This window comes from Epibacterium sp. ABV4_022, assembly GCF_056159345.1.
On sequence record NZ_JBSWVA010000001.1, the window covers coordinates 2383976 to 2410048 of the forward strand.

The window sequence follows — 26073 nt, forward strand, 5'->3', positions numbered from 1 at the left end:
GCCCATGCCGGGCAGCGGGTCCAAATTTCGGGTCTTCGGAAGGCCTTGCCCCCGCAGACGGTGAGAACTGCCACCACTACGGAAGTCCGTTGTCCTTGGCGCGCCCCGCACCCGGACAGGGTGATCCTTCTGGCAGGTCTCCTGACTCGCGGGTCGAGGCTTTGCCGCGCCTTCCCACCCTTTCCGGGCAGTGGCATATCGCAGCATTGCTCTCCGCTCACAGTTGCGGGGGCAGTCACGGATTCGGCGCCTGTTGGCTACACCTCACCGTGTTCCCTTTTAACCGGGTGGTCTCCCAGCCGGACCAGAATGACCCGGGCTTAGACAAAGTGACGTGATCCTGTCAAGCGCCAAAGCCCGGTGCGACGGCGGTGTTGCCCCGGCAGCGGCGTACAAACGCCCTGCCCCAACGCCGCAGGGTCAGAGTTGGGTCGGGTTCGGCGCATCGCCATAGACCGCCACCGGGTCGAAGGTCTTGCGCGCCTCAACAAAGGTCAGCGGCGTCCCGGCCTCTGCGCCATGTGGCACGGCGCGGTAGAAACAGGACCGATAGCCCACGTGGCAGGATGCGCCGGAGCCGGTCACATCGACACGCAGCCACAGGGCGTCCTGATCGTCGTCGATGCGCGCCTCGACCACGGTCTGAACCAGGCCGGAGGTCGCCCCCTTGTGCCACAACACCTTCCGGGCGCGGCTGAAATAATGCGCCTCGCCGGTTTGGATCGTCAGGCGAAAGGCCTCGGCATTCATCCAGCCCAGCATCAGCACCTCACCCGAGGCTGCGTCCGTGGTGATGCAGGGCATCAGACCATCATCGCCGAATTTGGGCGCAAGGTCGGTGCTTTCCTCGACCTGTTCCACGGTGGTGCGGGGCTGAAAGTGCAGTTGTGTCATATCGCCTTCTCCGGCTTCTTGTAAAACGTAGTGTTATAACGTAACAGTCCTGAACGAAAGGCAACACACTGTAAAGAGGCCAGCACCGTGATGACCGAGCAGGACAAACGCATTCCCGTGACCTTGCTGACCGGGTTTCTGGGGGCCGGGAAAACCACGCTGCTAAACCATCTGATCCGCGACCCCGACGCGGGGCGGATTGCCGTCATCATGAATGAATTTGGCGATATCGGTCTGGACCACGACCTGATCGAAGAAGCCACCGAGGAGACCGTCCTGTTGCCGTCGGGCTGCCTGTGCTGTGCAATCCTGGGCGATCTGGCCAAGACGTTCGAGGACCTGATCGCAAAGCGGGACGCGGGTCAGGTGCAATTTGACCGGGTGGTGATTGAAACCAGCGGCATCGCCGATCCGGCACCGATCGTGCATACGCTGACCACCGATTACCAGATTGCGCAGGCCTTCCGGCTGGATGGGGTGGTGACCCTGGTGGATGCGGCGACGGGCATGGGCACCCTCGATCGGCAGTTCGAGGCGGTGCAGCAAGTCGCCATGGCCGATACGCTGATCCTGTCGAAGGCGGATCTGATCGACGGGTTCGACCTGTCCCGGCTCGAAAAACGCCTGGAGGGTCTGAACACCACCGCCCCGCGTGTCCGGGCCGACCATGGGCGCGTGTCGGTGGGCACATTGTTTGGCCTCTCTGCCCTGCGCGAGGGCGTGGCCGCGCCGGAGGTCGACCGCTGGCTGGGACTGTCGCAAGAGATGGCACAGCCCGATCCGCTGGCCGGGTTGTCCAGTTTTGCCGCCGCGGCAACGCCCCCGGCCCCACTGGCCTTCAGCCCATCCGCGCCCGCCACACATGACCATCGGATCATCTCCGCCTCGATCGCAGTGACAGATCCCATTGCCGCAAATGTCTTTGATTTCTGGCTGGACTCGCTGATTGCACTTAAGGGACAGAACATCCTGCGTATGAAAGGCATCCTGCACGTCGAGGGCCTGCAATACCCGTTTGTCTTTCACGGGGTGCAGCATATTTTTGATGCCCCTGTGCCGCTCAAAAGCTGGTCGGGCACGGAGACCACCAGCCGCGTCGTTGTCATCGCGCGCGACATGGAAGAGGCCGACCTCAAGGCCAGCCTCGACATGCTCCTGATGAAACCAAAGGCCGAGACCGCACCGCCGGCACTGCCCGGCGGGATGATGGTCGACACCCTGGAATTGCCGTTCTGAGCCATGCCGGTCTGTTGCCCCCACACCAGAGAAACAGCCACAGCGCCATCGGTCTGCGGCCCGGTGCCTCCCCTCCCTGACAGAAAGACCCCGAAATGATCCATATCCGCCTGCCCGATGGCGCAAGCCGCGCGCTTGAGCCTGCCAGCACCGCCGCCGATCTTGCCGCCGCCATCAGCCCGAGCCTTGCCAAGCGCACGGTCGCTGCGGTTGTTGACGGAGAGGTCACGGATCTGTCCCGCCCCCTGCCCGACGGCGCCGCGGTAGAGCTGGTGACCCGGGATGACCCGCGGGCGCTGGAACTGATCCGCCACGACCTCGCACATGTGTTGGCCGAAGCGGTTCAGGCGCTGTGGCCCGGCACCAGAACCGCCATCGGACCGGCCATCGAACACGGGTTCTACTATGATTTCGAGCGGGACACGCCGTTCACGCCCGAGGATCTGCCGGTGATCGAGAAAAAGATGCGCCAGATCATCGCCGCCAGGACCCCCTTCACCCGCGAGGAATGGACCCGCGAAGAAGCCCGACAGCATTTTGAGACCGCCGGCGAAGGGTACAAACTGGCGTTGCTTGATGCGATCCCCGAGGGCGAGACCGTCACGATCTATCGCCAGGGGGACTGGCTCGACCTCTGCCGGGGGCCGCATATGCGCAGCACCGCGGATGTCGGCAGCGCGTTCAAACTGACCCGGGTGGCGGGCGCCTATTGGCGTGGGGACAGCAACAACCCGATGCTGAGCCGCATCTATGGGGTCGCCTTTGCCGACAAAGCCGCGCTCGATGCGCATATGACGATGATGGCCGAGGCCGAGAAACGCGATCACCGCCGACTGGGACGCGAGATGAACCTGTTCCACTTTGAGGAAGTCGCGCCCGGGTCTGTCTTCTGGCATGCAAAGGGCTGGCGCCTGTTCCAGACGCTGATCGGCTACATGCGCGAGCGCCAGGAAGAGGCGGGCTATATCGAGGTCAACTCTCCCGACATCATGGACCGCGCCCTGTGGGAGACCTCGGGCCACTGGCAGAACTACCGCCAGAACATGTTTCTCGCCAAGACCGAGGACGATCGCGACTATGCGCTGAAACCGATGAACTGCCCCGGCCATATGCTGATCTACGGGCAAGGCACCAAGAGCTATCGCGATCTGCCGCTGAAGATCGCCGAATTTGGCAAGGTGCATCGCTACGAGCCATCCGGCGCCTTGCACGGGCTTTTGCGCGTGCGCAGCTTCACCCAGGATGATGCCCATATCTATTGCACGCCGGAGCAGCTGACCGCGGAATGCCTGAAGGTCAACGATCTGGTGATGTCGATCTATCGCGATTTTGGTTTTGACGATGTACGCATCAAGCTTTCGACCCGCCCGGAGAACCGCATCGGCAGCGATCAAAGCTGGGACCGCTCCGAGGATGCGCTGCGTCAGGCGCTGGATCAGGCCGGTCATCCCTATACGATCTTTGAAGGCGAAGGCGCGTTCTACGGGCCAAAGCTGGAATATGTCCTGCGCGACGCCATCGGGCGGGACTGGCAATGCGGCACGCTTCAGGTGGATTTCAACCTGCCGGAACGGTTTGGCACCACCTATGTGGCCCCGTCGGGCGACAAGCTGGCACCGGTGATGCTGCACCGCGCGCTCTTTGGCTCGCTGGAGCGGTTCACCGGCATTCTGATAGAACACCACGCCGGTCATTTGCCGCTGTGGCTGGCGCCGGTGCAAGCGGTTGTCGCCACGGTGACCGGAGCCGCCGATGACTGGGCCACCGAGGTTGCACAGGCGCTAAAGGCGGCGGGGCTGCGGGTCGAGACCGATCTGCGCAACGAGAAGATCGGCTACAAGGTGCGCGAACACGCGCTGCAAAAGATCCCCGTCCAGATCGCACTCGGCGGGCGCGAGGCCGACGCGCGCAGCGTGACCATCCGGCGCCACGGAACCGGCAAGACCGAGACCCTGACCCTCGAAGAGGCGGTCCGCCTGCTGGTGACAGAGGCGCGTCCGCCCCGCGGAGCGTAAGGCCCCATCCTCCACTCTGCCAGAAGGGGCTACCGGCCCCCTTGTGACCCCATCAAACAAAGGACTGTTCCTTGCAGATTACCGAAGACGACATCCAGAACGCCCTGACCATCTGGGGCAATGGAAAAATCGCCATCTCGAAGGCCTTTGAGGACGGCGGTATCAAAGCCGCCCGCGCGGTCGCCTCGGCCAATATCGACGCTTACTACGGCTATGACCTCGGGCCGGTGTTGTTCAAACCGACCATGGCCAGCGGCGCGCAGACCTTTCGCCCGACCAAAGCCGGGGCCTTGGCCTATTTCTGCGGCCATTCCGATGACTACCCCCTCGACAACGGGTTTGCGATCATGGGCTGGCGCGCCATGGAGAGCATCCCCTCGGCCCGCTTCGTCCAGGGCGATGTCGCCATGTGGATGGGCTGGGTCAAGCTGACCAACAAGGACGGCTCCGTCACCACGGTGGACAAGAGCTTTGGCTACAAGAAGGACGAAACAGGCATCCTGCGCATCGTCCTGCATCATTCGTCCCTGCCCTACCAGCCTTGAAATCAATGCCTGAAACAGGAGTTCGCCAGATGATCCTCGACACGCCCCCCGCGCTCGACGACTGCACGACATCGGTCACCGCACCAAGTGGCCTGACGGCCATTCACCAGCCCGCCTGCGCGGCGACGATCTGGCAGCGCGATCCGCTGCCACGGTTCCAGCGATGGATCGATGCGCTGCCGCCCGAACAATTGCCAAAGGCGCGGCTGATCCTGCGGCCGGATGCGGTCTGTGACGCGCTGATCAATATTGCCGATCAATGCGGTACGCCGACATGTGAGGAGCGCAACATGCTGATCGAAGACGCCTCGGCACTGGCGTCGATTTTTGCCGATGTCATGGACAGTGCCTACGTCCGGCTGCGCTTTGACGTCGTCGACACCAATGCGTGTCGCAAGTTTCATATCGATGCCGTAAAGGCCCGCCTGGTCTGCACTTATCGCGGCACCGGCACGCAGTATGGGCTGTCCGAAAATGGCCACGACCCCGCGCAGATCCTGACCGTCCCAACGGGCGCGCCGATCATTCTGCGTGGCACGCGGTGGCCGGAAACGCCGGTCTCGGGGGTGCTGCACCGCTCGCCGCCCATTGCGGGCACCGGTGAAACACGGCTGCTGCTGGTGCTCGACCCGATCTACAATCCAGCAGAAGAAGCTGCGGCGGCCTACAAGCACTGATCGCTACGCACCCCGGGTGTTCGCACTGCTGGGCGCTAGCCAGGCGGTGCGCCGGAGGTCGCAAACCGCGCCCGGTAGTCGCGCGGCGACAGGGAAAAGCGGCGGCGAAAGGCCTTGCGCATTTGCTCGTCCGACTGAAACCCGGCGCGATAGGCCAGGATCTTTAGTGGTAGGTCCGTATCCAGCAGCAACGCCTTGGCCCGGTCACATCGCAGGGCTTCGAGCATGGTCATCGGGGCGACCGCAAACTCGGCCGTGAAGGCGCGGGTCAGGCTGCGCACGCTCATCCCATGCGCGGCGGCGATGTCACTCAGGCTCAGCGGTTGATCCAGCCGGTCGCTTATCCAGGTGAGCACCTTGGTCATGCTGGTTGCGCCCGCCATCTGCCCCGTCAGCAAGGTGCTGAATTGTGATTGCCCACCGGGGCGTTTGAGGTACATCACCATGTCGCGCGCCACCCCGAGCGCAATGTCACGACCGTAATCCTGTTCGACAAAGGCCAGCGTCAGGTCGATCGCCGCCGTGACCCCCGCAGAGGTCCAGAAACGGCCCGCCTGTACAAAGATCGCATCGGCATCCACCTCAATCTCCGGGTAGCGCTGGCGCAGCCGTTCGGCGTAATTCCAATGCGTCGCCGCGCGCTGCCCTTCCAGCAGACCGGCCTCCGCCAGAAAGAACGACCCGGTACAAAGCGCGGCGCAGCGCCGAACCCGCGGTCCGTTCTCGCGACACCAGTCCACCAGCGCGTGTTGTCCAGAGAGCACCTCTTCGATCCGGGCGGCGCCGGCGATCAGGACCGTTTCCGGCGCGCCGAGCTCCTTCAGGGCTACCGTTGCCTCCAGCGACATCGCCGTATCCGAGGGGATGTGACCCACCTCGGGTGCTGCGATGGTGACGTCATAGCCCCCGGCGTATCCTGCCTCGGCCAGATGCCGCGTGGCATAGCCAAAAACACTGAGCGGCCCCGTTGCCTCCAATGTCTTGAAGCCCGGATAGATCACCAAGGCGACGTGCCGCCGCTGGTCCATCCCGGGGGCAAGATGTTGATTTACAGACATGTCTGATCCCTGTTGTGGCCGATACGGCCCGTTGATTGGCCAGATCCGAGGGGTGGAACGCCTCGCCCCCTCAATGTGATAATGTAACATCAGGCAACCACTCCACAACAGAGGGAAATGCCATGAAAACCCGTGCCGCCATCGCCTGGGAACCCAACCGTCCGCTTGAAATCGAAGAGATCGATCTCGAGGGGCCAAAGGAGGGTGAGGTCCTTATCCGCATCGTCACAACCAGCTTGTGCCATACCGATATGTTCACCCTCTCCGGCGCGGATCCCGAGGGCCTGTTCCCGGCCGTTCTGGGCCATGAGGCCGTTGGCATCGTCGAGGAACTGGGCAAGGGCGTGACCTCGCTCAAGCCCGGCGACCATGTCATCCCGCTCTATACGCCCGAGGATCCGAACTGTCCCTATATCAAGTCGGGCAAGACCAACCTCTGCCAGACCATCCGCAAGACCCAAGGCCAGGGCGTGATGCCCGACGGCACCTCGCGGTTCAGCTACAAGGGCAAGATGATCCATCACTACATGGGCACATCCACCTTCAGCGAATACACGGTCCTGCCGGAAATCGCGGTGGCCAAGATCTCAAAAGAGGCCCCGCTGGCCAAAGCCTCCGTTATGGGCTGCGCCATTCCCACCGGCATGGGCGCGGTGCGCAACACGGCCAAAGTCGAAGCCGGGGCAACGGTTGCGGTCTTTGGTCTCGGGGCGGTCGGGATGGCCGTGATCCAGGGGGCGAAAATGCAAGGTGCCTCTCGCATCATCGGCATCGACACCAACCCGAATAAATTCGAGCTGGCCCGCAGCCTTGGTGCGCATGACTGCATCAACCCGGCGGATTTCTCACAGCCCATTCAGGACGTGATCGTCGAGATGACGGGCGGCGGCGTCGATTACTCCTTCGAGTGCATCGGCAACGTCAATGTCATGCGCGCGGCCCTGGAGTGCTGCCACAAGGGTTGGGGCGAATGCACGGTCATCGGTGTCGCCGGTGCCGGTGAAGAGATTGCCACGCGTCCGTTCCAGCTGGTGACCGGACGGGTCTGGCGCGGATCGGCCTTTGGCGGCGTGCTGGGGCGCAGCCAGCTGCCGGGCATGGTGGATGAATGGCTGCGGGGGGACTTTGACGTCGATCCCTACATCACCCACAACATGACGCACGACCAGATCAACACGGCCTTTGACCTGTTGCACGCGGGCAAGTCGATCCGGTCCGTGATCCATTTCCAGCCGTCCGACACCATGCTGGTCAACGACCTGCCCGGGATCATCGTCCCGACTTGAGCCTGTCATCGATTGGCAACGGCCCGCCACCACCATGGCGGGCCTTCGCCGGCTCAAAACCTACGCTCTGCCCACCCCGGCGATTTTTCGAGGCAAGTCCAGCGCGCCGCGCGCTTTACTTTCCACAGCGGCTGAGCTACGCCGCCTCTCGTGTCAGTGAAAAAGCTAGCAATCATCGGGTTCGGCCCCAGGGGGCTGGCCGCCGCCGAGGCGGCGCTGGCGGTTGCACCTGACCTGCGCATCTGCATCTTTGAACCAGGCCCTTACCCCGGCGTCGGACCAAACTTTCGTCCGGACGAAGCGCCCGAGTGCCTGTTGAACCTGCCGGCTCGCGAGCTTGATCTTGGTGCGCCGCGCTTTGCCGATTGGTTTGGGGGCGCGCCCGAGGCCTACCCGCCGAGGGCTGAAGTAGGCCGCTACCTGACAGAGCGCTGGCAGAAACTGCAACCCCACGTCGAACATGTCCCCGCCACCGCCATGTCGGCGCATTATGATCGCGGCTGGATCGTCGATGGCCGGGGGCCGTTTGACAACCTGCTTCTGACGCAAGGCCAGCCCCCGGTGACGCAAGACGCGCAGGCCGCCCGCTGGAGCGCGCATGCCGCCGCGCAAAAGTTGACCTTTATCGACGCTTACCCGACGACGTCGATCCGCTCCGTGGATTGGCGCGGGCGGGTCGCGGCGCTGCGTGGGCTTGCACTCTCGGCGCTGGATGTGATCGCCCTGCTCACCATCGGGCAAGGCGGCAGAATGGATGGCGACAGCTATCGCGCCTCGGGGCGGGAACCGGAGCTGATCGTGCCGTTCTCGCTTGACGGGATGCCACCGATGCCGAAGCCGGCCAATGCCGATATCGACGCGCTCTTTGATCCGCTCCCGACCGAACGGCGCGCGGTGATCAGCGCGGTGACGCGGGCACTGACGCTTTCGCCGGATGCCGCGGTCCGGTGCCTGACCGACGCCCTTGCGCCGATCGTCGCGCGCATCACCAATACCGACCCCCAGCCGTGGCTCGCCACAGAGCGCGACGCGCCGGGCACGCAAGAAGGCGATGACCCGGTGTCCGCGCTCGACAACGGGCTCGCGATGGCGGACGGACAGCGCGCGCCCTCTGTCGGTTATGCCGTCGGGCAGGTTTGGCGAAAACTGCAACAGGATGTGCGGGGCCCCTTCGCAGCGTGCGGCGGCAGTTGCGAGACCCGCTCCGCGCTGGTCGCCTTTGAAAACGGGCTGAAGCGCTACTCCTACGGCCCGCCCGTGCGCAGCGCCCGCCTGCTTCGTGCCCTGATCAACACGGGTCTGGTCCGTCTGACCGTTGCAGAGGACCCGGCGATCTTACTGGAGCGTGGTGGGTGGCGACTGGATGACAAGATCCTTGCCGACGCGATGATCGATTGCGTTCTTCCCGGCCCCTCGCCCGACGCTCTCACCGATCCCCTGGTGCGCGGCCTGATCCGCGCGGGACACTTAACGGTAGACTGCGGATTGAAACCGGAGACGGATGGGCTCTGCGTGCTCGGCCGCACGACCGAAGGTCAGAGGTGGGCAACGGACTCGCTCCTCGACTGCTTTGGCGATGTAACGGCGGAATGGGCCAGACAATCTTTCGGTGGCTCAGACGGGGTTTGAACCTCCACTGCTCAAGATAAGCAGTACAGAACATCAAAGCATGGCAAACTGAGCCTGATGCGGACCAGCGCCCAGGTCGATCCTGAAGAGCCAATGCAGGTGTCGATCACAGGCTCAAACAAGACCGATCTGCTGAGCTGACAGCGACAAACCTTGCACCGCGCGCACTTGTGTTCTACATATGTTCTCATGAAGCGCACACTCCAAGATAAGCTCGCAATCCTGTCGGATGCTGCCAAATACGATGCCTCCTGCGCGAGTTCCGGGACCACACGGCGGGATTCCCGCGCCGGCGGGGTCGGCAGTGCCGGGGGCAGCGGAATTTGCCACGCCTATACGCCCGATGGGCGCTGCATCAGCCTGCTGAAGATCCTGATGACCAACTTCTGCATCTACGACTGCGTCTATTGCGTCAATCGCGTCTCGAGCAGGGTGGAACGGGCGCGTTTCACCCCCGAAGAGGTCGTGACGCTGACGTTGGAGTTCTACCGGCGCAATTACATCGAGGGGCTGTTTCTGTCGTCAGGCATCATTCGCAGCCCGGACGACACAATGGCGGATATGGTCCGCATCGCGCGGATGCTGCGCGAGGCGCATGGCTTTAAGGGCTACATCCACCTCAAGACGATCCCCGAGGCGTCACCCGAGTTGATTACCGAAGCCGGACGCTATGCTGATCGCCTGTCGATCAACGTGGAACTTCCCAAAGACGACAGTGTCGCCAGGCTTGCGCCGCAGAAACAGCCCAAGGGTATCCGCGCCGCCATGAGCCATGTGCGCGAAACACGCGCCGCCAGTAAAGTGGCCAGCCATCGCGGCAAGCGCCCGGCGCGCTTTGCCCCTGCTGGGCAGTCGACTCAGATGATCGTTGGGGCCGATGGCACCTCTGACTGCGATATTCTGGGCACGTCCACGCGGCTTTATCAGGGCTACAAGCTCAAGCGGGTTTACTATTCAGCCTTTTCTCCGATCCCCGACAGCTCCGCGATGCTGCCGCTGATCCGGCCGCCGCTGATCCGGGAACACCGGCTCTATCAGGCCGATTGGCTGATGCGATTTTACGGATTTGATGCGGCGGAGATCACGTCCTCTACCAAGGGCGGTAATCTGGATCTGGAGATCGATCCAAAGCTCGCCTGGGCGCTGGCGCATCGCGCACAGTTTCCCGTGGATGTGGCCCGCGCGCCGCGCGAATTGTTGCTGCGTGTTCCGGGGTTTGGGACACGCACCGTTCAACGTATCCTTGCCGCGCGGCGTTCCGGGCCGCTGCGCTACGCGGATCTGATCCGCATCGGCGCGCGGGTGAAACAGGCCGAGCCGTTCATCACGCTGCCCGACTGGTCGCCTGGCGCTTTGACCGACAGCGCCGGACTGCGCGCACGCTACGCGCCACCGCCTGAGCAACTCAGCCTGTTCGCATGATCCAGATCGATCTGCCCGTTCTGGGGCGCGCAAAGGCGTGGCGCGAGGCCGCCCGGCGTCTCGCCAGCCACGGGATTGCCCCGGAGGAGGTTGACTGGCAGGGCGACACCCTCTTTGGCGGTGACCCCATGCCCGATGCGGACGGCCCGCGCGATCTTCGTGTGCCCAAAAGCTTTGTTCAACTGTCGGGCAGCGTCATCTGCCATACCGACCCGGAGGCGCCTGCCCTGCTCTATCAGGCGCTTTGGCGGCATCAGAATGACCGGCGCGCACTTGGAAACCCCGCCGACCCTCTGACCCGTCGTCTTGACCGGCTGGCAAAACCCGTGGGACGCGACATTCACAAGATGCACGCCTTCGTCCGGTTTCGCGAATTGCCCACAGACGGCGCGCGCCGCCGCTTTGCCGCATGGTTCGAGCCAGACCACCGCATTGTGGAGGCTGCTACTCCCTTCTTCGCCCGCCGCTTCGCCGATATGGACTGGCTGATTGCGACGCCGTTCGGCACCGCGCGGTTTTCGGACGGCCAGCTCGATTTTGATCTGCCGGGGCCGCGCCCGGACCTTCCGGAGGACGCGTCAGAGGCGCTTTGGACCACCTATTTCACCCATATATTCAACCCGGCGCGGGTGAAGGTCGGGGCGATGAAATCCGAAATGCCGGTGAAGTACTGGAAAAACCTCCCCGAGACCCGCGCGATCCCGGCCATGTTGCAAGACGCCGAAGCGCGCGTGCAGCGGATGCGGGACGCGCTGCCGACAGAGCCGCCGAAACGCGCGGCGCGGATCGCGGCAATGCCTGCCACGCTCGATCAGGCGCGTGCGGCGGCCGAGACTTGTTCGCGCTGTGACCTCTGCGCTCCGCGACGGATGGTCTGGGGTGAAGGGCCCACCGACGCGCCCCTGATGATCGTCGGCGAAGCACCCGGCGATCACGAGGACCAGCAAGCCCGGCCTTTTGTCGGCCCGGCTGGCCAGCTGTTGCGTGCGGCGATGGCAGAGGCGGGATGCCCGCCCTCTTATCTGACCAACGCCGTCAAACACTTCAAGTTTAGGCAGCGTGGCAAGCAACGGCTGCACCAAAGCCCGACGCGCGGCGAGATAGACCATTGCCGCTGGTGGCTGGACCAGGAACGACGGCTGATCCGACCTCGGCTTACCGTCGCGCTTGGCGCGAGCGCCGCATTTGCGCTGACCGGGCGTCGCGCGGCGCTGACATCGCGACGTGGCACGCTGGAACCGGCGATCCGAGGCGGTGACGTCCTCATTACCTGGCATCCCGCAGCAATCCTGCGCGCACGATCACGTGGCGCGGAGATGCGCGCCGAACTGGCCGCCGATCTGAGCCGCGCTGCGGGACTTGCGAAGGAACGAATGGCCGCGCAGGGCGTTGGAGGTGCGACAGGCCTTTAACAGGTCGCTGAATTAGTCAAGCCAGAGGCAGCTGTTCTCCGCGGTGGAATGAGTTCTCTCATCGGTCTTCCGGATTGGGTGGCTGGAAGCAGGCCTGGGTCCCCCCTCGAGCCTCATTCCGCCAGCAACCGGGGCAGCCGGGCGAGATTTCCGGCTGCGAGCGTCAGGATAAAGCGCGACCGCACCTGTGCCAGGGGGTTCCTGTAGCGCCGTGCGTCCGGGTCGGTGACCGAGGCATGGGTCGCATGCGAACGCTTCTCGCCCTTGGAGTTGACCTCGGGATTTCGGGTGCCGCGGCTGTAGCGAGGCATTGGAGCGGTCTCGGGTTCGGTCTGGGCGGGGTGCGCGGCAGGGGCAATGGATATCGCGGGCGGGTCATCCGGCCTATCATCGCCGGGCGGCGTGCCCGCCGACTCTGGCTGGAAACTCTTAATCGACGCCCAAGCCTTTACGAGCGTGCCATCGACCGAGAAGTCGTCGTCCGACAGGAACGGCGCGACCTCGCGATGCGCCAGAATGGCCGCCATCACCTTGCGCAATATATCGGCTGTCAGCAGCCGGTCGCGGTTGTTGGTGACCACCGTCGGCACCCATACCGGATCGTCGATCCCAAGGCCCACGAACCAGCGGAACAGCAGATTATACTGCATCTGTTCCATCAACGGCCACTCGGAGCGAATTGAGAACAGGATTTGGATCAGGCTGGCTCGAATCAACCGATCCGGCGGGATCGAGGGGCGGCCGAAATCGGTGTAGCCCGCCTCAAAATCGGCATCCAGACTGGCCAGCGCGTCGTTGACCACCTGCCTGATCTTACGCAACGGGTGCCGTGCTGGGATGCGCTCTTCAAGATCGGCATAGCTGAATAACGACCCGCTCGCTTCGTCCCGCGCATCATCCCCCCCCCCGCCACAGTCGTGCAGAGGGAGAGTCATGTTCCCAAAGCTGCGTCGAGAACCGACTTCTTTAGCATACTGCGAGGCATTCGCTTGATTGATGAGGATTTCTATTTTGGTAAAACGGTCGTGCTTCCGATGTTAGGTCAGCCGCAGACCCGCGTTGTAGCCGAAACGTTCGGCGACCCCGAGTTATTCCCGAGTTGGGCAGGAAAAAAGATAGTCAGGATGTCGCAGTCAACGGCAGGAAGGTTCCGCAACCTGTGAACTCAGTTTTCAAAATTGTATGACCGCAACACGGAGGCGGGGCTGATCGCCCCGCCGCTTCTGTTTTGTGGGCCAGCGGGATTTGGACAAGCCCAACGCCCCTGGCCGTCAGGGAGAGGGCGCTGCCCTCCCCCTCGGGCAATCCGATCAGTCCGAGCCGTGTCCTCGGCTACGCCTGCGGGCCGCACCAACCCGGTCGAATAGCATTGCCTCGCCCCCTCCCGCGTTCGCCCGCCGCTTGAAACTTGGGGCAGATCAGCAGGAACAGGCGGGCTCAAAGACTGAACCTGCAAATCAGCCCTGATTTTCCGAATGGAAGGTCAGATCAACGCAACAAGCCACACGGCAAAAACAACTCTCTGATTGCGACATTGTCAAACGGCGAGCGATCTGTCCGTCCAGAGTCATGGTTCTCTTCGAGGTAGCGGCTCACGCGCCTCACGATGGTGTTCGGTGGTGGATCGTCTCCAATGTGGATTGCAGGGTGAGCAGGTGAGCCTGCATCCCAACCGTTTTTACGAGATCGATCTACCTCCGTCCCGTTGGGACTTCGCTCCCCGCCGCGGGGGCGGCAACTCAGATCAGGTGGTGGCCTCCTTCGTCGATAGATACTCGGTTTCGTTTTTCCAAAGCGTCAGCATCAGAACGGCGAGCTTGCGGGCGGTCGAGACCGCCGCCTTGCGGAACCCGCGCCGTCCGGCCAGTCGCACGGCCCAGCTCTTGAGTGGCGAGAACCGTTTGACCTGGCGGATCAGGCAGGATGCCGCCTCAAACAGCGAGCCGCGCATAGCGCCGTCACCGCATTTCGACACGCGCCCTGACCAATCCACCTCGCCGGATTGATGCCGCTTCGGCGTGAGCCCGAGAAACGCACCGACGTCGGAGGCCCGGTTGAACCGGCCCGGATCATCGACCAGCGCGATGAAGCTGAGCGCATTAACCGGCCCGCCCCCTGGGATCGACATCAGACGACGTGCCACAGGATGGGATTTGGCTTTCTCCTCACCGCTTTGTCGAGATCCTCCACCGCCTGGCACAACGTGGTATGGGCGGCGATGAAGCCATCCGCAATAACTCGGAGAACCGGATCGGTCTCGCCGGCCGCGGCCAGCTGGTCCCGGAACGCTTGCCTTTGCTGTCCCTGGCCAATGCCCGTCATGCGGATGCCGAAGGGCTTCAGCACGCCCCTGATGTGACCTTCAAGATCTTTGCGCAGGCGGATCAAACGCTCGCGGGCTCCAACCAGATTGCGCAGCTGATACTCCTCTTCGCTTCGGATGTGCACCGCAGTGAACCAACCGGTTCGCGCGAGCTACGCCAGCCCCTCAGCATCGGCGGCGTCTGACTTGTTCGGCCGCGCCGAGAGGCTCTTGTGCGCCTTGCGGGCATCAATGCAGGTTGCGGGCAATCCCAGCCGGGCCATCCCGCGTTGCAGCCAGATCCATAGCATCCCGCTCTCGTGCACGATCCGGCGGGGCTTGAGATCGCGGTTGCTAAAACAGCCCGCAACGCCTTCAGGGTCAGCAGGGCATGTTCCCCGCGCGACCGTCCCGCCATCCTCATCCACGACGCAGATCGAAATCTCGTTCAGCGACACGCCCAAACCGGCATAATGTTTCATAGGTCGTTCACCTCACGGCAATTTTCCATGAGGTCGACACAGCGGACCTCGTTCGCCTCCGGAGAGCGACCGCTGCAATCACATCATGTGGATTGGGTCAGTTTATGACGCCTAGGTGGTCAATTTCGTCTGACTTTCAACAACTTGTGTGGAACGTCGAACACCTTTGACCCAATCCACGGCCAAAACCCGAGGGAACGGAACGGCCGCCTCATGCAATTCTGACCCAAACGTCAAGCATTTCTGACTCAATACGACAGCTGCCATTCATGCGGATCGAAAAGACGGGGATGCAGAGTCCCACTGTACCAAATGCTGCGTCCTGGTCGAATGAAAGGAAAGCGCAGAGAGCGCTATTTGCAAAGTAGTGGGATTTAGAGGCACGGTGAGCGATCCATGCCGCAGGCGCACTAGGAAGAGCTGACCTTCGCCGCAAGTGCAATCGCCTATTTTCATCGAACTCACAGGTCGCAGGATAAAGCGCCAATTCATCGTACACATACCAGTGACTGCTTTGGCTGGGCCGGAACCGTGCCGCAGCCGCAGAGGGGCGATCAGTGTTCAAGTTATCCGGCGGAAATAGTCCCGTTGAATGATCATCCGCCAAAACACATCGTCAGAGCCGCTTTCGACAGCCCCGCCGCAATCGATAGAATCCCCAACGCGGCCAGCGGGCTTTCCGTTGATAAAAACGCTACTCGATCCAGCCCACAGAGCTCGCGCGTGCGGCGGGTGTTTAGGCTTTGCGTGCGGCGCAAAAGCATCCCCCTCACGCAACGCCGGCTTCCCATTGATACCGACATCACCGCTTCCTGAACTCGCTGGTGTGGGTGGGAAGCCATCGTTGCCCGACCCGATATCCTCTTTTCGTCCCGCAGCAGGCGTGACACTCACTCCCAAGATTAAGTTGATTGCAAAAACGGCCTACTCATCACAACGGTGCGGCCTCGAAGCTACGACCGCGCCCAATCGGCCCATTCACCGGGGTAATGGGGATGGTCGCGTAATTCCCTATCATCAATCCCAAACGCGACGGAGGCCGCGGCTGCCTCCAGGCACCAGTAGCCAACGTAGGTACTGTTTTCTCCCAGGTTCTCACCGCGGGTCGTCTGGGCTGCCAACTCAGAGGCCATTTCATCATACCAGCCATCCACAAATTTTTTCAAATGATGGGGGCGGGCAAATTCCGGCTCTGCGGGATCGATGGCCAACCACAGGTTCTGATAGGCCTCGGGCCAATGCACATCACTCGTGACGGGAACCTCCGGCAGACCGAAATGCTGTCGGTAGGCCGCCCAGATCCGATCGTAGCCGCCATAGCCATCCATTTGCAGATCGAATTGATCAAGTGTTCTGAAGAAGGCTTCTGCCTCAGTAGATTCTGCCCGGGCCAAAACCAGGAATGACATGTCCCGCAGGTAGTTATCATATCCGACTCGCGCAATGCCATTGGGCATCTTGGTTCCGAAACGTGACACGATCTCCGGAAAGTGCTGCGCCACCGCCCTGAAGCCTGGGGCCACAACTTCTTCCATAGGCGCACCGGCTGAATAGAGGAGAAGCGACATCTCGAAAAGACTGTCTCTGAGTGCTTCACCTGAATTTCCTCGACCGCCAGCTTTAGCAGGATCTTGTTTGCGATAGATTTCTTCAAAAAAGACGATATCTTCTTCCTGGAATGCAAGTGCCTGTTTCCAAAAAGACGCGTTTGCAATGCGGTCTCTCATTCTTGAATTCTCCATGCCGGCCCAGCAACAGGTTTGCCGAATTTATCGAGCCATTCCTCAGTTACGGTTCCACTTTTGTCTACGCGTAATAGCACCCGATCATATACTTCGCCCATTTCGCGGGCGTGCATACGCGAAAGGCCTGCCTTGGCAAGTCTTCCTCGGATCCATTCGTCAGACATCTGCAGAACCCCTCGTTTTGTGGTTCCCTGCTGTGACCCCAGCGCCTTGGCGTCAGAAACAATGTAGCGCGGTGGCGGGCCCGGATCGCGATATATTGCGTCGATCTTACCTGGGCCGGTAAAGGGACTGTCCATCGTGGTGTTGGGGCCATTGATCTTTTCCCACCCCTGGCTGGCGGCATATCGGTCAGCTTCGACTTCGCCCCAGCGTCCGACCTGCGGATTATGGCGATGGGCATTGCGATCAGGCTGGCGGCAGAAAACCTGGCCGAAGCGTCGGGAGAACGGCTTTGAAGTTCTCCTCAGTGATCATCCATCGATAGGGATCTTCGTATTCATAACTCAGATGAAGTTCATGCGGTTTGCGCCCGAATTGCAACAGCGCCGTCTTCCAGTGCCGCGTTTCATAGTCCGGGTGAACAGCGCGGAGCGTGTTCAGCACTGGTAACAAAGGTTTAATCGGGAAACTGAAGCCGGTGGAATGACCGATCGGATCGTAGGCTCGCGCGCCACCGCCAGCGCCCTGGCCGTCCGGTGACAGCCACAACCAGGCCGAAATCGCCACCGCGTCCTCAGCGTAGTCACCGGGGATGGAAGGCAGGATCAGCTTGGCCAGCTTTCTGGCCTGGACCTCTTCGGCAGGTGTTATTGGTCAACCTTGGGGCGAAGTTCTTCGATATATCCGTGAATGTCTGCCGGGCGTACCTGCCAGCGGCTTTCGTCCTCGTCCTCGAACTGGACGTTGAACCGGCCCGAGACACGGTCGAACTGAAGCAGCATTTTGATCGGCGGCTGGGCGTCGCCGTAGACTCCCTGAAGGTAGTCAGAAACTGACGAGCAAAGAAGCCGGGATTTTACCGAAATAGCTTCGAAATCGCCATCCCGCTTAAAGAGTTAACCGTTTGTACCATTCGGCCGCCGATCTTCCGAGATTCTGACCACCAAGGAAAAGGAAATCCAGTCAGCAGTAAACTGCGCATCATACTCGATTGTTGTTTTAATGATTTCTTCAATCGCGCTCATCACTTCCTCGCGTATTTCTATTGCACGTCTCGCCAACTAACCCGATCAAATTTCTGACCGGGCCTGTTTGAAAATTCCGGTTCGTCTTTATAGACAACTTTCCCCGTTTCTGGATCACGCACCTCGTACCGAACATCAAATTCGTCTGGCCTCACCGCCCCTGGCGGATACGGATCGACTTTGAAATCAACCTCATAACCCATTTTAGTCCAGTCGGCCCACTCGTTCTCCATAGTTTTCCAGGCGCCCATATTGAGGTTCCCCGCCTGTGGAGCAATACCTTCGTCTGGCGTGTCGCCGAAGAAGCGGTGGGCCGCCAGATGGCCGCCTTGATCGCCTTCATTATCCAACTTGCCAATGGCTGTTGCGTTATCCCGCCGTTAGACGTGTTCAGCGGCCGGACATCAGCCGATTTCGCGGATAGTTTCCGTTCTGCCCATGTTAGAGCGCACCAGGTGGAAGGGCTGCAGCTGGGCGATCAGGCAAAAATGCTCCAGCGCCTTGACCCGCTGCACGTTGTCCAGCGTGCGGGAGCGGCTGTTGTAGCCGGTCAGCCCCAAGGAAGGCACAAAGCCGTAGACTTCACCGAATTCCAACTGCCCGAGTTTTCTGACTGCTGCTTCATACATGCGGTTTTCCTGCCAGTCCCAGCATTCGCCGGTGTCTTCGTCGGTTGGCAAGATCGTCCGTGTCCGCGTTTCCCGGTTGAGAGGTACCGTTTTTTTGGGGGTCGGCATCGGGTAATTGAGTACTGGCGCTGCCAAATCAAAACATTCAATTTGATATTTCAATAAATTTACGGTTATCGAATTGTGCCTCTCAGACCAAGCGATCAATTCCATTCCGAAAGCATCAAATCCTAAAATACGGGCGTCCGTGTGGCTGAAGTCCGTATCCGCCTTGAAGATCAAGGCAGCAAGGGAGCGATATTGATCTGCCGGGCAAAATTGATACCGCCCACCTCGCACCAGACCGTATCCGCGGGTTTTAATGAATTCGGCGTAGGTATTGGATACCCCTTCACGCCCTTCTGCAACTTGGCCTTGTGAGGGGAATTGTACCGGAGTGTAATCTCCAATACGATTAAGTCTTTTTTCGAAGTTTCTTTCTAGCATGTTAATCCTTAGTCACAACTCGATAGTCCGACATTCATAAGATGATCACTTCTACCTGCTGCTCTTAACTGGTCAGCATAGTCTTTCAATTGACCTGCTCTGGATGCTCCGCTCGGTGTGTTCTTGTAGGTCCAGGCAGGTCCGATCCGCTGATTTTCTTGCGCTCCACCCATTCCTACGTGTTCAGGATCGCCACCTGCAATAATGTCTAAGAAATGGGTTGCGTCCAGATCTGCCATAAGCTCGTCAATTTCATCTTCATCTAGCCCTAAGGCTTTGTCTAAGTATTCTCTGTGCTTGGTCCGAGCCTGCCTCTGCGCCTCACCATTCCCTCTCAGTAGCTTTGTAAAACTACCCTTCTGCCCCGTGTCCCGCCACACTTCCCGGGCGTGATCCAGAACGGCATGGGCATACCCCATCTCATCCGCAGTCATTTTGTTGATCGTATCCTGCTGTTCCCGCAGTTGCCTGTCGAACTCGACACGGTCAACATTGCGCGGAACGTCAAAACAATCCACTTCGCGGTGCGGGCCGCGCGGATGGTTTGGCCTTTCCGGTTCGTCATTGTCGTTGTTTCCGCTTTCCCGGTCCCTCGGCTGCTGTTCCAGCACCTTTTCAGCCGGCTTATCGGGGATGTCGCGGTTGGTGTCCGGTGCAAATCCGCCGACACCGTTCTCCTGCGGTTCGCCGTACTTGGCTGCTAGGGCGGCCTGACTATGGGTTCTGGTGCCGATCTTCCGACCATTCCCGTCCAGTATATCCACCACAATCTGTCCGGCCTTGGGCAAGGCACGGAGTCCGAATTTCAAGAAGCGGAGAAACGCAAGGCCTGAGTAAATTTCAGCGGCAAGGAAGATGCCGTCAACACCAACTGTGGATACGGCATAGAGAATGCCGCAATCATAATACTTCTGTTTCAGATCCTGCCAGACCGCTTTGAAAAATTCAGCAATCTTGCCTTCGACAACGGACATGTGAAAGGCTGTCTGCCGACCGATCACTTCCAGTTGCCGATCAATCTCCTGCTCGCGCTGACGCAAAACTTCGTCGCCAGCGTCGTCTGACAGCCAATAATCCAAAAGATCAGGCTTTCCTAGCATCAGAATGTCAGCCTGATTTTGCAGGTTATTGGCTGCCATGTAATGGTCGAAACCACTGCCAGTCAGTAAAGCCTCTATTTGCGCAACGACTTGGGCGCGAAACGCCGCGTCGGTTGCCAATAAGTAAACCGTTTCGAAAAGCGCATAGTACTCATAGACTTTCTGCGCGGTATAGCTGGAAATCGAACACTGGTTGTTGGCGTGCGAGGGGAAAGGATCGTCAAGAGCTAGAAACTCCTGTTCTTCGGCCTGTACACGTTCAGCGGCAGCTTTCAATTCCGGAAAGCGGTCGGATATCCATGGATCGGTGGCTGCTCGCTCGTAGCCCTGATTTTCCACGGAATAGTTAGATTGCATCGCATAGGGAATCTGCACTGTGCTTGCGGCTCGTCCCAGAACGTTGTGATAGGCCGCAAGCGCGTCCTCATATTCCTGTTGCTCGCGAAGGAACTTTTCTTGAGTGGTTTCAGCCAGGCTACCCGCCATCAGAACATCGCCATTTGAAGGCCGGTCTCCTGATCTTCAGAGAAGAAACTGCGCAGGACCTCAGGCGAATGTGCAGCGATACTATGGGGGCGGCTGTCAAAATGCTGCGGCAGCGCCGGTACTGCCAGGCCGATGGCTTCAGCTGCCTGAAGAGAAGCCTTAGCGGCTGCGGTCAGATTGGCGTCGTCGATCCGGGGGGACAGCACGTGCTGCACCAAGCTGGCCACGTTGGTGATGCGGTTAGCAGGGGACAGGAACACATCCCGCAAAGAGCCCGCAACAGGAACGCCAGCCTGAGCAAAAAACGCTCGCCGCAGCGCATCACGCTGCTGCTGGTTCTCTTTTGCGGCATCGCTCCAGGCGCCGGAAGTGACTTTCAGGGCCATCTTCTAACTCAATTCAGATCTATGCGCCCGCCGGTCACCGTGACCGCGGATTGTCCGTTGATGGTGATGTTCACACCGTCCAGCGCGATATTGCCTTCCCGGTCCAGAGTAATTTTGGACTTGCCGACAACGATTTCGTATTTCTCACCGACATGGGTCACCTTGTTGTTTCCGACTTCCTCCCAGGACCCGACGGCGCCACTCTCGTTCTTCACTCCACCAACAGTAACCTGCATGCCGCCCCCAACGGTGACGGCTTTTGCGGCACCTGCGATTTCAGTCGAACTGACCATCACTGTTTCCGCCTTGTTCTTGGCAACGCCGATGATCAGTTTGCCTTCACCCATGTTGAGCGCATCCGGCAGGCCAAGCTTGCTGGTCATGTCGCCGATCACACTGGTAAATTTCTTGAAGGCAGAGGTTACCGCCGACTGCAGCTTGTTCGGCCCCACCATCAGAGTCATGTTGCCGCCGATTACCTCGTGATGGTTGTTCCCGACCTAGATGGATTTGTTGTTCCCGACAGACTCGGACTGGTTGCGGTCCACCCGTTTGGCGCGGTTGTTCTCGATATGCAGTTCGTGATCTTTTTCTGCATGCAGATAGATCTTTTCGTTGTCCGTGGCGTCTTCGAATGTCAGCTCGTTGAAGCCAGAGCTCTTGTGACTGTCGCTGCGGAAAACGGATTTCGTCTTGTGCTTGGGCAACTCGTAAGGTGGTCGGTTCTTGCCGTTAAAGACGCAGCCGGTGACAATGGGCTTGTCCGGATCACCGCGAAGATGTTCGACGATGACCTCCATGCCAATACGAGGGATCACCATTCCGCCCCAGCCCTGACTGGCCCAGTTCTGGCTCACCCGAACGCGCATGGTGTGCGCGCCATCGAGATCCCAGTGAAAGCGGCATAAAATGCGACCGTGTTCGTCACAATCGATCTCGCCTTCACCGACGACAACCGCGGTTTCTGGTCCCTCTACGCGCGGCCCTGCTGTGCGGCGCTCCGGGCGAAATGGCGCATCATCAGGGATCAGCACATAGGCCCCGTCATACGGCGCGTCATCCGCTCCCGCGCTCCCAGACCCATAGGCTTGCGCCCGGAACCGATGGGTGGCCTTGAGGCAAACGAATGTGCGCCCCGTCGCTTTGGGAGCATCATCCCCAGCCAGTGAGACGCGCCAGCCCGCGCCGAGGGAGACCACATCGCCCTCAGCCCGGTGGCGCGGGGCCTGACCGCGCGCGGCCTCAAGGCGGCGCGACACCACGCCCCGGCCTTCGCCTTGGTGGAGGTAATCCCCCGGCCAGTCATGACTTTCGATATCGCCGTTTGGATGAGACGCATCAGAGAGTTGGTCAACTTCCTGCGCCGATGTGGGAATCTTGAAGTTATACTCCGTCAGCCGCACCGCGCCGGTGGTGATCCGCTCGCGCGCAGACCAATGGCGTAAATGCTCCTCCTCGCTCTGGTGGTATCCGGCGACACCCACATACGGGCGTGAGGATCCCGGCACCTCGGGCAGGCTGATCGCGGCATCGGTGAGCAAGAGCGTGTGTGATCCCGCTTCATGTCGCCACGACCACGTGATGCCAAAGCGCTCCAGCTGACGGCGAATGAAATCCGCATCCGACTCGCCATATTGGACGGTGTATTCCAGCACCGGGTAGTCATCCATCACCCGCACCTCAAGATGAGGGTTGCCCAGTGCGGCGTAAGAACTAAACACATCCTGCACAATCTCGATGACGGTTTTGTTGTGGAAGATCCGCATGTTGCGCCGCAGGCTGGCCACATGCAGCCACGGACGCAATGTCAGGTCATAGCGAAACCCGTTCTCGAAGGCCCCGCGTTGCTCGGCTTCGCACACGATCCCGTCAAAGGCCCGCACGCCCTGAGCGTGATTGATTTCAACGGTGGCATGGGTTCCAAGAAGAGCGCTGAGGTCGAGGGTGTTCTGGGTTGAGAGCGCTTCAACCCGCCACTCGAAATCCCCTGAAAGCTCCTCCGTGCCATCCATCCGCGAGAGCACAAGCGCGTCGGATCCCAGCACAGTCGTCAGACGCCCAAGCCGGGCATCCTGAGTAAATACATTCATAAAACACAACCTTTAAATTGAGCGAGAGCATATCTGCCTCGCCTTTAGGATCAAGGGTGGAAAATCTCTATCTGTGGGGAAAATAACGACGGTGCAATCACGCTCGAGTGATTGTCCTACGTCGCTGAGGCCGAGTTGAATGTCAGCTCGCGGTTAGACTTTCGCGCTTGCATAAGCGCCCTCGCTGCGCATTGCGTTGATGTCTCCTTCGGGCTGGCTACGGCCATCGATGCAAGTATCAGCACTAGCGGTTCAGTCCCGCAACCTGTGAACTCAGTTTTCAAAATTGATTGACCGCATCACTGAGCCGGGGCTGATGGCCCCGGCGCTTCTGTGTTGTGGGCCAGTGGGATTTGGACGAGCCAAACGCCCCTGGCCATCAAGAAGAGGGTGCTGCCCTCCCCCTCGGGCAATTCTATTAGACCGGGCCGTGTCCTTGGCTGCGCCTGCGGGCCGCACCAACCCGGTCGAATAGCATTGCCTCGCCCCCTCCCGCGTTCGCCCGCCTTTTGAAACTTGGGGCAGATCAGCAGGAACAGGCGGCTACGCCGACTGAACCTGCAAATCAGCCCTGATTTTCCAGAAGGAAGGTCAGATCAACGCAACAAGCCACACGGCAAAAACAGCGGATTGGGTCAGTTTATGACGTAAAAGCCAATTTCGTCTGACGTTCAACATTTTGGAAGTGGCGGACCGAGGAGGATTCGAACCCCCGACCCCTTGATTCGTAGTCAAGTACTCTATCCAGCTGAGCTATCGGTCCACTGAGGGCGGGGTTTATTGGCCACCGCGTCGAGGTGCAAGGCCAAAACGCAGCATCTCGTAAGTTTTTTGCCCAACCCGAATAAGAGCCGCCATTCGTGCGCCATGTGCTCTTGTACGACCTAGCCAGTTCCGCCTCCGGAGAAACGCGCGCATTGCTTAAGATCTCTACGAGGTCAGCCCCCCGCCGCGCTTACACCTGCCACGTCTGCTCTGATACGAAATTTCTCCGCGCGCCTGGCCTTCACCCAAAGAGCCGCACTGCGAAATCCGCCATTTTCTGTCTTGCGAGGCGAGAATTCCTCTCGCATCCGCAAAGAAGCTCTGATAATCACCAGCTCCGCGACGGGTGTCTCCTGTCGCAGTGCGGGTGTGGCGGAATTGGTAGACGCACCAGATTTAGGTTCTGGCGCCGCAAGGCGTGGGGGTTCAAGTCCCTTCACCCGCACCATTCCCTCATTCATACTCCGCATAATCAGACCGCGCTTTGTGTCCTTCTGCGGGCTGGCATCGGGACCTGGGCCGTCAGGGAGCGAGCCTCTCCATTGCAGCCCCACGCGCATCGGGGAGAGACACAGGCGTCAACCCGGCAGGGCCTGAAGGCCCCGCAGCACCTGGGGCAATTGGTCCGGCAAATCCTCGGCGATGAGCCCGGGGCCAAAGCTGCGCGCGCAGTCCACATGCAGCCGCGCGGCTGTCGCGGCTGCATCATGCGGGTCGAATCTGCGCGCCAAAAGCCCCGCGATGAACCCCGCCAGCACATCCCCCGCTCCGGCCGTCGCAAGCCAGGGTGCTGCGCGATCACCACTGGCAACATTGACCGAACACATGCCGGTTTCATCGGCAATCACGGTGTCGGCCCCTTTGAACAGAACCGTGCAGCCGGCGCGACGGGCGGCCTCGCGGGTGGCGTCCACCTTTGAATAGGCCGGACCGACTGTGGCGGGCTGGGCAAGCTTATCGGCGATATCGGGAAAGAGCCTCGAAAACTCTCCCCCATGCGGGGTCAAAACGCACGCCGGATGAAGCGCCTCGAACAGCGCTTCAGGCGCTTCGGCAAAGGCCGTTAGCGCATCGGCATCCAGTACTGTCGCACGGCCTGCCGCAAGTGCCGCCGGCACAAGGCGACGCGCCCGGTCCAGCCCAAGCCCCGGCCCCAGGCACAGCGCGGAGATGCGGCTGTCTTCCAGAACCGCCGTCAGCGCCCCTGCCCCGTCAACCCGGGTGAGCATCAGGGATGTGATCTGACACGCGACCTCCATCTGTGCCGCAGGCGGAGCACCCAGCGTGACCAGCCCCGCGCCGATCCTCAGCGCGCCCCGCGCCGCCAACCGCGCCGCGCCGGTTTGTCCCGCGCCACCGGACAGGATCAGCGCATGACCATGGTGATACTTATGCTCATCGGCCTGCTTTTGCAGATCGGGTGCGGACGCCTCCGCCGCGCGACACAGATATCGGCCAATCCGCTTGTCCCCGTGCAACGCGACCAGGGCCTGACGCGATTGGCCTCCAACCTCCGAAATGGGCGCCAGCCCGATGTCCTTGACTACCACGCTCCCACAGTGCTGCGGCCCCTCCGCCAACACATGCCCCAGCTTCCGGGAATGAAATGTAACCGTGAGACCGGCCTGCACCGCAGCCTCTCCGATCACGCGCCCGCTGTCACCGCAAAGCCCCGAGGGCAGGTCGATTGCCACCACCTGAGGCGTCTGCCCCCCCTCAGGCGCCGCTTTCAACGCGACCAGCGGCAGATCCACCGCGCGCGTCAACCCGGTGCCAAAGAGCGCATCCACCACCAGATCCTTCGACGGCCAGATCTGATCCCCCTCAAACGTTTCCGCGGATAACGCCTGAACCTCCCCCATCTCCAGCCAGCGCGCATAATTCGCCTGTGCATCCGGTGGCAGCGCCGCAGCATCGCCATAGAGAAACACCGTGACGTCCCAACCGCGTGCCTTCAGCAGCCGCGCCACCACAAAACCATCGCCACCATTGTTGCCCGGACCACAGAGCACCACAGCCCGCTTCAGCTTTTCCGAAATATCTCGGGGGACGGCCGCAGGCCGGGGGGCAGCGCCCCCATCCGGGGCAGCCTCATCGCCCAGCTCCGGCCAGGTCTCGAAAATCGCCTCTACCACGCCCGCACCGGCGCGCTCCATCAGCGCCTGCCCGGTCACCGCGCCGCTGTCGATGGCGCTTTTTTCGATCTCACGCATCTGCGCTGCGGTCAGCAATTCACTCATT

At 60.9% G+C, this 26073-nt stretch carries 24 protein-coding genes, 2 tRNA genes, 2 pseudogenes and 1 riboswitch; of the genes and pseudogenes, 10 read left to right on the forward strand and 18 right to left on the reverse strand.

What is annotated here, in order from left to right:
- Positions 1-114 precede the first annotated feature (114 nt).
- A riboswitch (cobalamin riboswitch) is annotated at positions 115-324 on the reverse strand.
- A 96-nt stretch (positions 325-420) separates the two neighbouring features.
- On the reverse strand, positions 421-894 hold the full coding sequence (gene hisI / locus ACXAF5_RS11220) for a phosphoribosyl-AMP cyclohydrolase (protein WP_474946638.1): 474 nt from the start codon (positions 892-894) through the stop codon (positions 421-423).
- A gap of 90 nt (positions 895-984) precedes the next feature.
- On the opposite strand from hisI, the gene ACXAF5_RS11225 reads away from it, so the two are divergent.
- From ACXAF5_RS11225 to ACXAF5_RS11240, 4 genes are all read left to right on the forward strand, one after another.
- Positions 985-2130 (forward strand): CobW family GTP-binding protein, encoded by a 1146-nt coding sequence (locus ACXAF5_RS11225; RefSeq protein WP_474946639.1) that lies wholly within the window; start codon positions 985-987, stop codon positions 2128-2130.
- A 95-nt stretch (positions 2131-2225) separates the two neighbouring features.
- Positions 2226-4145 carry a threonine--tRNA ligase gene (gene thrS / locus ACXAF5_RS11230; protein WP_474946640.1) on the forward strand — a complete coding sequence of 640 codons (1920 nt, stop codon included), beginning with the start codon at positions 2226-2228 and terminating at the stop codon, positions 4143-4145.
- 71 nt (positions 4146-4216) lie between these two features.
- A complete protein-coding gene (locus ACXAF5_RS11235) occupies positions 4217-4690 on the forward strand; it encodes a phosphoribosyl-AMP cyclohydrolase (protein ID WP_474946641.1) in 474 nt (157 codons plus the stop codon).
- A 29-nt stretch (positions 4691-4719) separates the two neighbouring features.
- Positions 4720-5367, forward strand: a complete 648-nt coding sequence (locus ACXAF5_RS11240) for a DUF1826 domain-containing protein (protein WP_474946642.1) — start codon at positions 4720-4722, stop codon at positions 5365-5367.
- A gap of 35 nt (positions 5368-5402) precedes the next feature.
- Here the strand turns inward: ACXAF5_RS11240 and ACXAF5_RS11245 are convergent, their stop codons facing one another.
- Entirely contained in the window at positions 5403-6425 is a 1023-nt protein-coding gene (locus ACXAF5_RS11245) for a GlxA family transcriptional regulator (protein WP_474946643.1), read from the reverse strand.
- 122 nt (positions 6426-6547) lie between these two features.
- Between ACXAF5_RS11245 and ACXAF5_RS11250 the strand changes: the two genes are divergently transcribed.
- The 4 genes from ACXAF5_RS11250 (at position 6548) to ACXAF5_RS11265 (ending at position 12174) form a co-directional block, all read left to right on the forward strand.
- On the forward strand, positions 6548-7711 hold the full coding sequence (locus ACXAF5_RS11250) for an S-(hydroxymethyl)glutathione dehydrogenase/class III alcohol dehydrogenase (RefSeq protein ID WP_239359723.1): 1164 nt from the start codon (positions 6548-6550) through the stop codon (positions 7709-7711).
- Between the two features lie 156 nt (positions 7712-7867).
- Positions 7868-9340, forward strand: a complete 1473-nt coding sequence (locus ACXAF5_RS11255) for an FAD/NAD(P)-binding protein (protein WP_474946644.1) — start codon at positions 7868-7870, stop codon at positions 9338-9340.
- A gap of 189 nt (positions 9341-9529) precedes the next feature.
- Positions 9530-10762 (forward strand): putative DNA modification/repair radical SAM protein, encoded by a 1233-nt coding sequence (locus ACXAF5_RS11260; RefSeq protein WP_474946645.1) that lies wholly within the window; start codon positions 9530-9532, stop codon positions 10760-10762.
- Complete coding sequence (locus tag ACXAF5_RS11265; protein WP_474946646.1) at positions 10759-12174, forward strand: UdgX family uracil-DNA binding protein; 1416 nt, start codon at positions 10759-10761, stop codon at positions 12172-12174. The genes ACXAF5_RS11260 and ACXAF5_RS11265 overlap by 4 nt, the downstream gene beginning before the upstream one ends.
- Positions 12175-12342: 168 nt before the next feature.
- Here ACXAF5_RS11265 and ACXAF5_RS11270 read toward each other — a convergent pair.
- Positions 12343-13109, reverse strand: a pseudogene (locus tag ACXAF5_RS11270) (transposase); the annotation flags it as partial.
- Positions 13110-13918: 809 nt separating this feature from the next.
- Positions 13919-14302, reverse strand: a complete 384-nt coding sequence (locus ACXAF5_RS11275) for a transposase (RefSeq protein WP_474946647.1) — start codon at positions 14300-14302, stop codon at positions 13919-13921.
- An 80-nt stretch (positions 14303-14382) separates the two neighbouring features.
- Between ACXAF5_RS11275 and ACXAF5_RS11280 the strand changes: the two genes are divergently transcribed.
- The gene (locus ACXAF5_RS11280) at positions 14383-14682 is read left to right on the forward strand and encodes a hypothetical protein (protein WP_474946648.1); all 300 of its coding nucleotides are present in this window, start codon (positions 14383-14385) and stop codon (positions 14680-14682) included.
- Here ACXAF5_RS11280 and ACXAF5_RS11285 read toward each other — a convergent pair.
- From ACXAF5_RS11285 to ACXAF5_RS11345, 13 genes and pseudogenes are all read right to left on the reverse strand, one after another.
- Positions 14650-14958: a hypothetical protein gene (locus ACXAF5_RS11285; RefSeq protein ID WP_474946649.1), complete on the reverse strand. Its 309-nt coding sequence runs from the start codon at positions 14956-14958 to the stop codon at positions 14650-14652. The genes ACXAF5_RS11280 and ACXAF5_RS11285 overlap by 33 nt on opposite strands.
- Positions 14959-15519: 561 nt before the next feature.
- Positions 15520-15852: a PAAR domain-containing protein gene (locus ACXAF5_RS11290; RefSeq protein WP_239359801.1), complete on the reverse strand. Its 333-nt coding sequence runs from the start codon at positions 15850-15852 to the stop codon at positions 15520-15522.
- Between the two features lie 59 nt (positions 15853-15911).
- Positions 15912-16685 carry a PoNe immunity protein domain-containing protein gene (locus ACXAF5_RS11295; RefSeq protein WP_474946650.1) on the reverse strand — a complete coding sequence of 258 codons (774 nt, stop codon included), beginning with the start codon at positions 16683-16685 and terminating at the stop codon, positions 15912-15914.
- Positions 16682-16867 (reverse strand): hypothetical protein, encoded by a 186-nt coding sequence (locus ACXAF5_RS11300; protein WP_239359748.1) that lies wholly within the window; start codon positions 16865-16867, stop codon positions 16682-16684. The genes ACXAF5_RS11295 and ACXAF5_RS11300 overlap by 4 nt, the downstream gene beginning before the upstream one ends.
- 244 nt (positions 16868-17111) lie before the next feature.
- On the reverse strand, positions 17112-17432 hold the full coding sequence (locus tag ACXAF5_RS11305) for a hypothetical protein (protein ID WP_474946651.1): 321 nt from the start codon (positions 17430-17432) through the stop codon (positions 17112-17114).
- A gap of 80 nt (positions 17433-17512) precedes the next feature.
- On the reverse strand, positions 17513-17647 hold the full coding sequence (locus tag ACXAF5_RS11310; protein ID WP_474946652.1) for a hypothetical protein: 135 nt from the start codon (positions 17645-17647) through the stop codon (positions 17513-17515).
- 260 nt (positions 17648-17907) lie between these two features.
- A pseudogene (locus ACXAF5_RS11315) lies at positions 17908-18252 on the reverse strand (DNA/RNA non-specific endonuclease); the annotation flags it as partial.
- 42 nt (positions 18253-18294) lie between these two features.
- Positions 18295-19005: a T6SS immunity protein Tdi1 domain-containing protein gene (locus ACXAF5_RS11320; RefSeq protein ID WP_474946653.1), complete on the reverse strand. Its 711-nt coding sequence runs from the start codon at positions 19003-19005 to the stop codon at positions 18295-18297.
- Between the two features lie 8 nt (positions 19006-19013).
- The gene (locus ACXAF5_RS11325) at positions 19014-20591 is read right to left on the reverse strand and encodes a polymorphic toxin type 15 domain-containing protein (protein ID WP_474946654.1); all 1578 of its coding nucleotides are present in this window, start codon (positions 20589-20591) and stop codon (positions 19014-19016) included.
- Positions 20591-20977 carry a hypothetical protein gene (locus tag ACXAF5_RS11330; protein ID WP_474946655.1) on the reverse strand — a complete coding sequence of 129 codons (387 nt, stop codon included), beginning with the start codon at positions 20975-20977 and terminating at the stop codon, positions 20591-20593. Before ACXAF5_RS11330 ends, ACXAF5_RS11325 begins: the two co-directional genes overlap by 1 nt.
- A gap of 8 nt (positions 20978-20985) precedes the next feature.
- Positions 20986-21441, reverse strand: coding sequence for a hypothetical protein (locus tag ACXAF5_RS11335; RefSeq protein ID WP_474946656.1), 456 nt, complete (start codon positions 21439-21441; stop codon positions 20986-20988).
- Positions 21442-21477: 36 nt separating this feature from the next.
- The gene (locus tag ACXAF5_RS11340; RefSeq protein WP_474946657.1) at positions 21478-23067 is read right to left on the reverse strand and encodes a type VI secretion system Vgr family protein; all 1590 of its coding nucleotides are present in this window, start codon (positions 23065-23067) and stop codon (positions 21478-21480) included.
- A gap of 686 nt (positions 23068-23753) precedes the next feature.
- Positions 23754-23830: transfer RNA gene (locus tag ACXAF5_RS11345), tRNA-Arg, on the reverse strand.
- A gap of 365 nt (positions 23831-24195) precedes the next feature.
- Here ACXAF5_RS11345 and ACXAF5_RS11350 point away from each other — a divergent pair.
- Positions 24196-24280 (forward strand) — tRNA-Leu (locus tag ACXAF5_RS11350).
- Positions 24281-24410: 130 nt separating this feature from the next.
- On the opposite strand, the gene ACXAF5_RS11355 is transcribed toward ACXAF5_RS11350, so the two are convergent.
- Positions 24411-26072 carry an NAD(P)H-hydrate dehydratase gene (locus tag ACXAF5_RS11355; RefSeq protein ID WP_474946658.1) on the reverse strand — a complete coding sequence of 554 codons (1662 nt, stop codon included), beginning with the start codon at positions 26070-26072 and terminating at the stop codon, positions 24411-24413.
- Between the last annotated feature and the right edge of the window lies 1 nt (position 26073).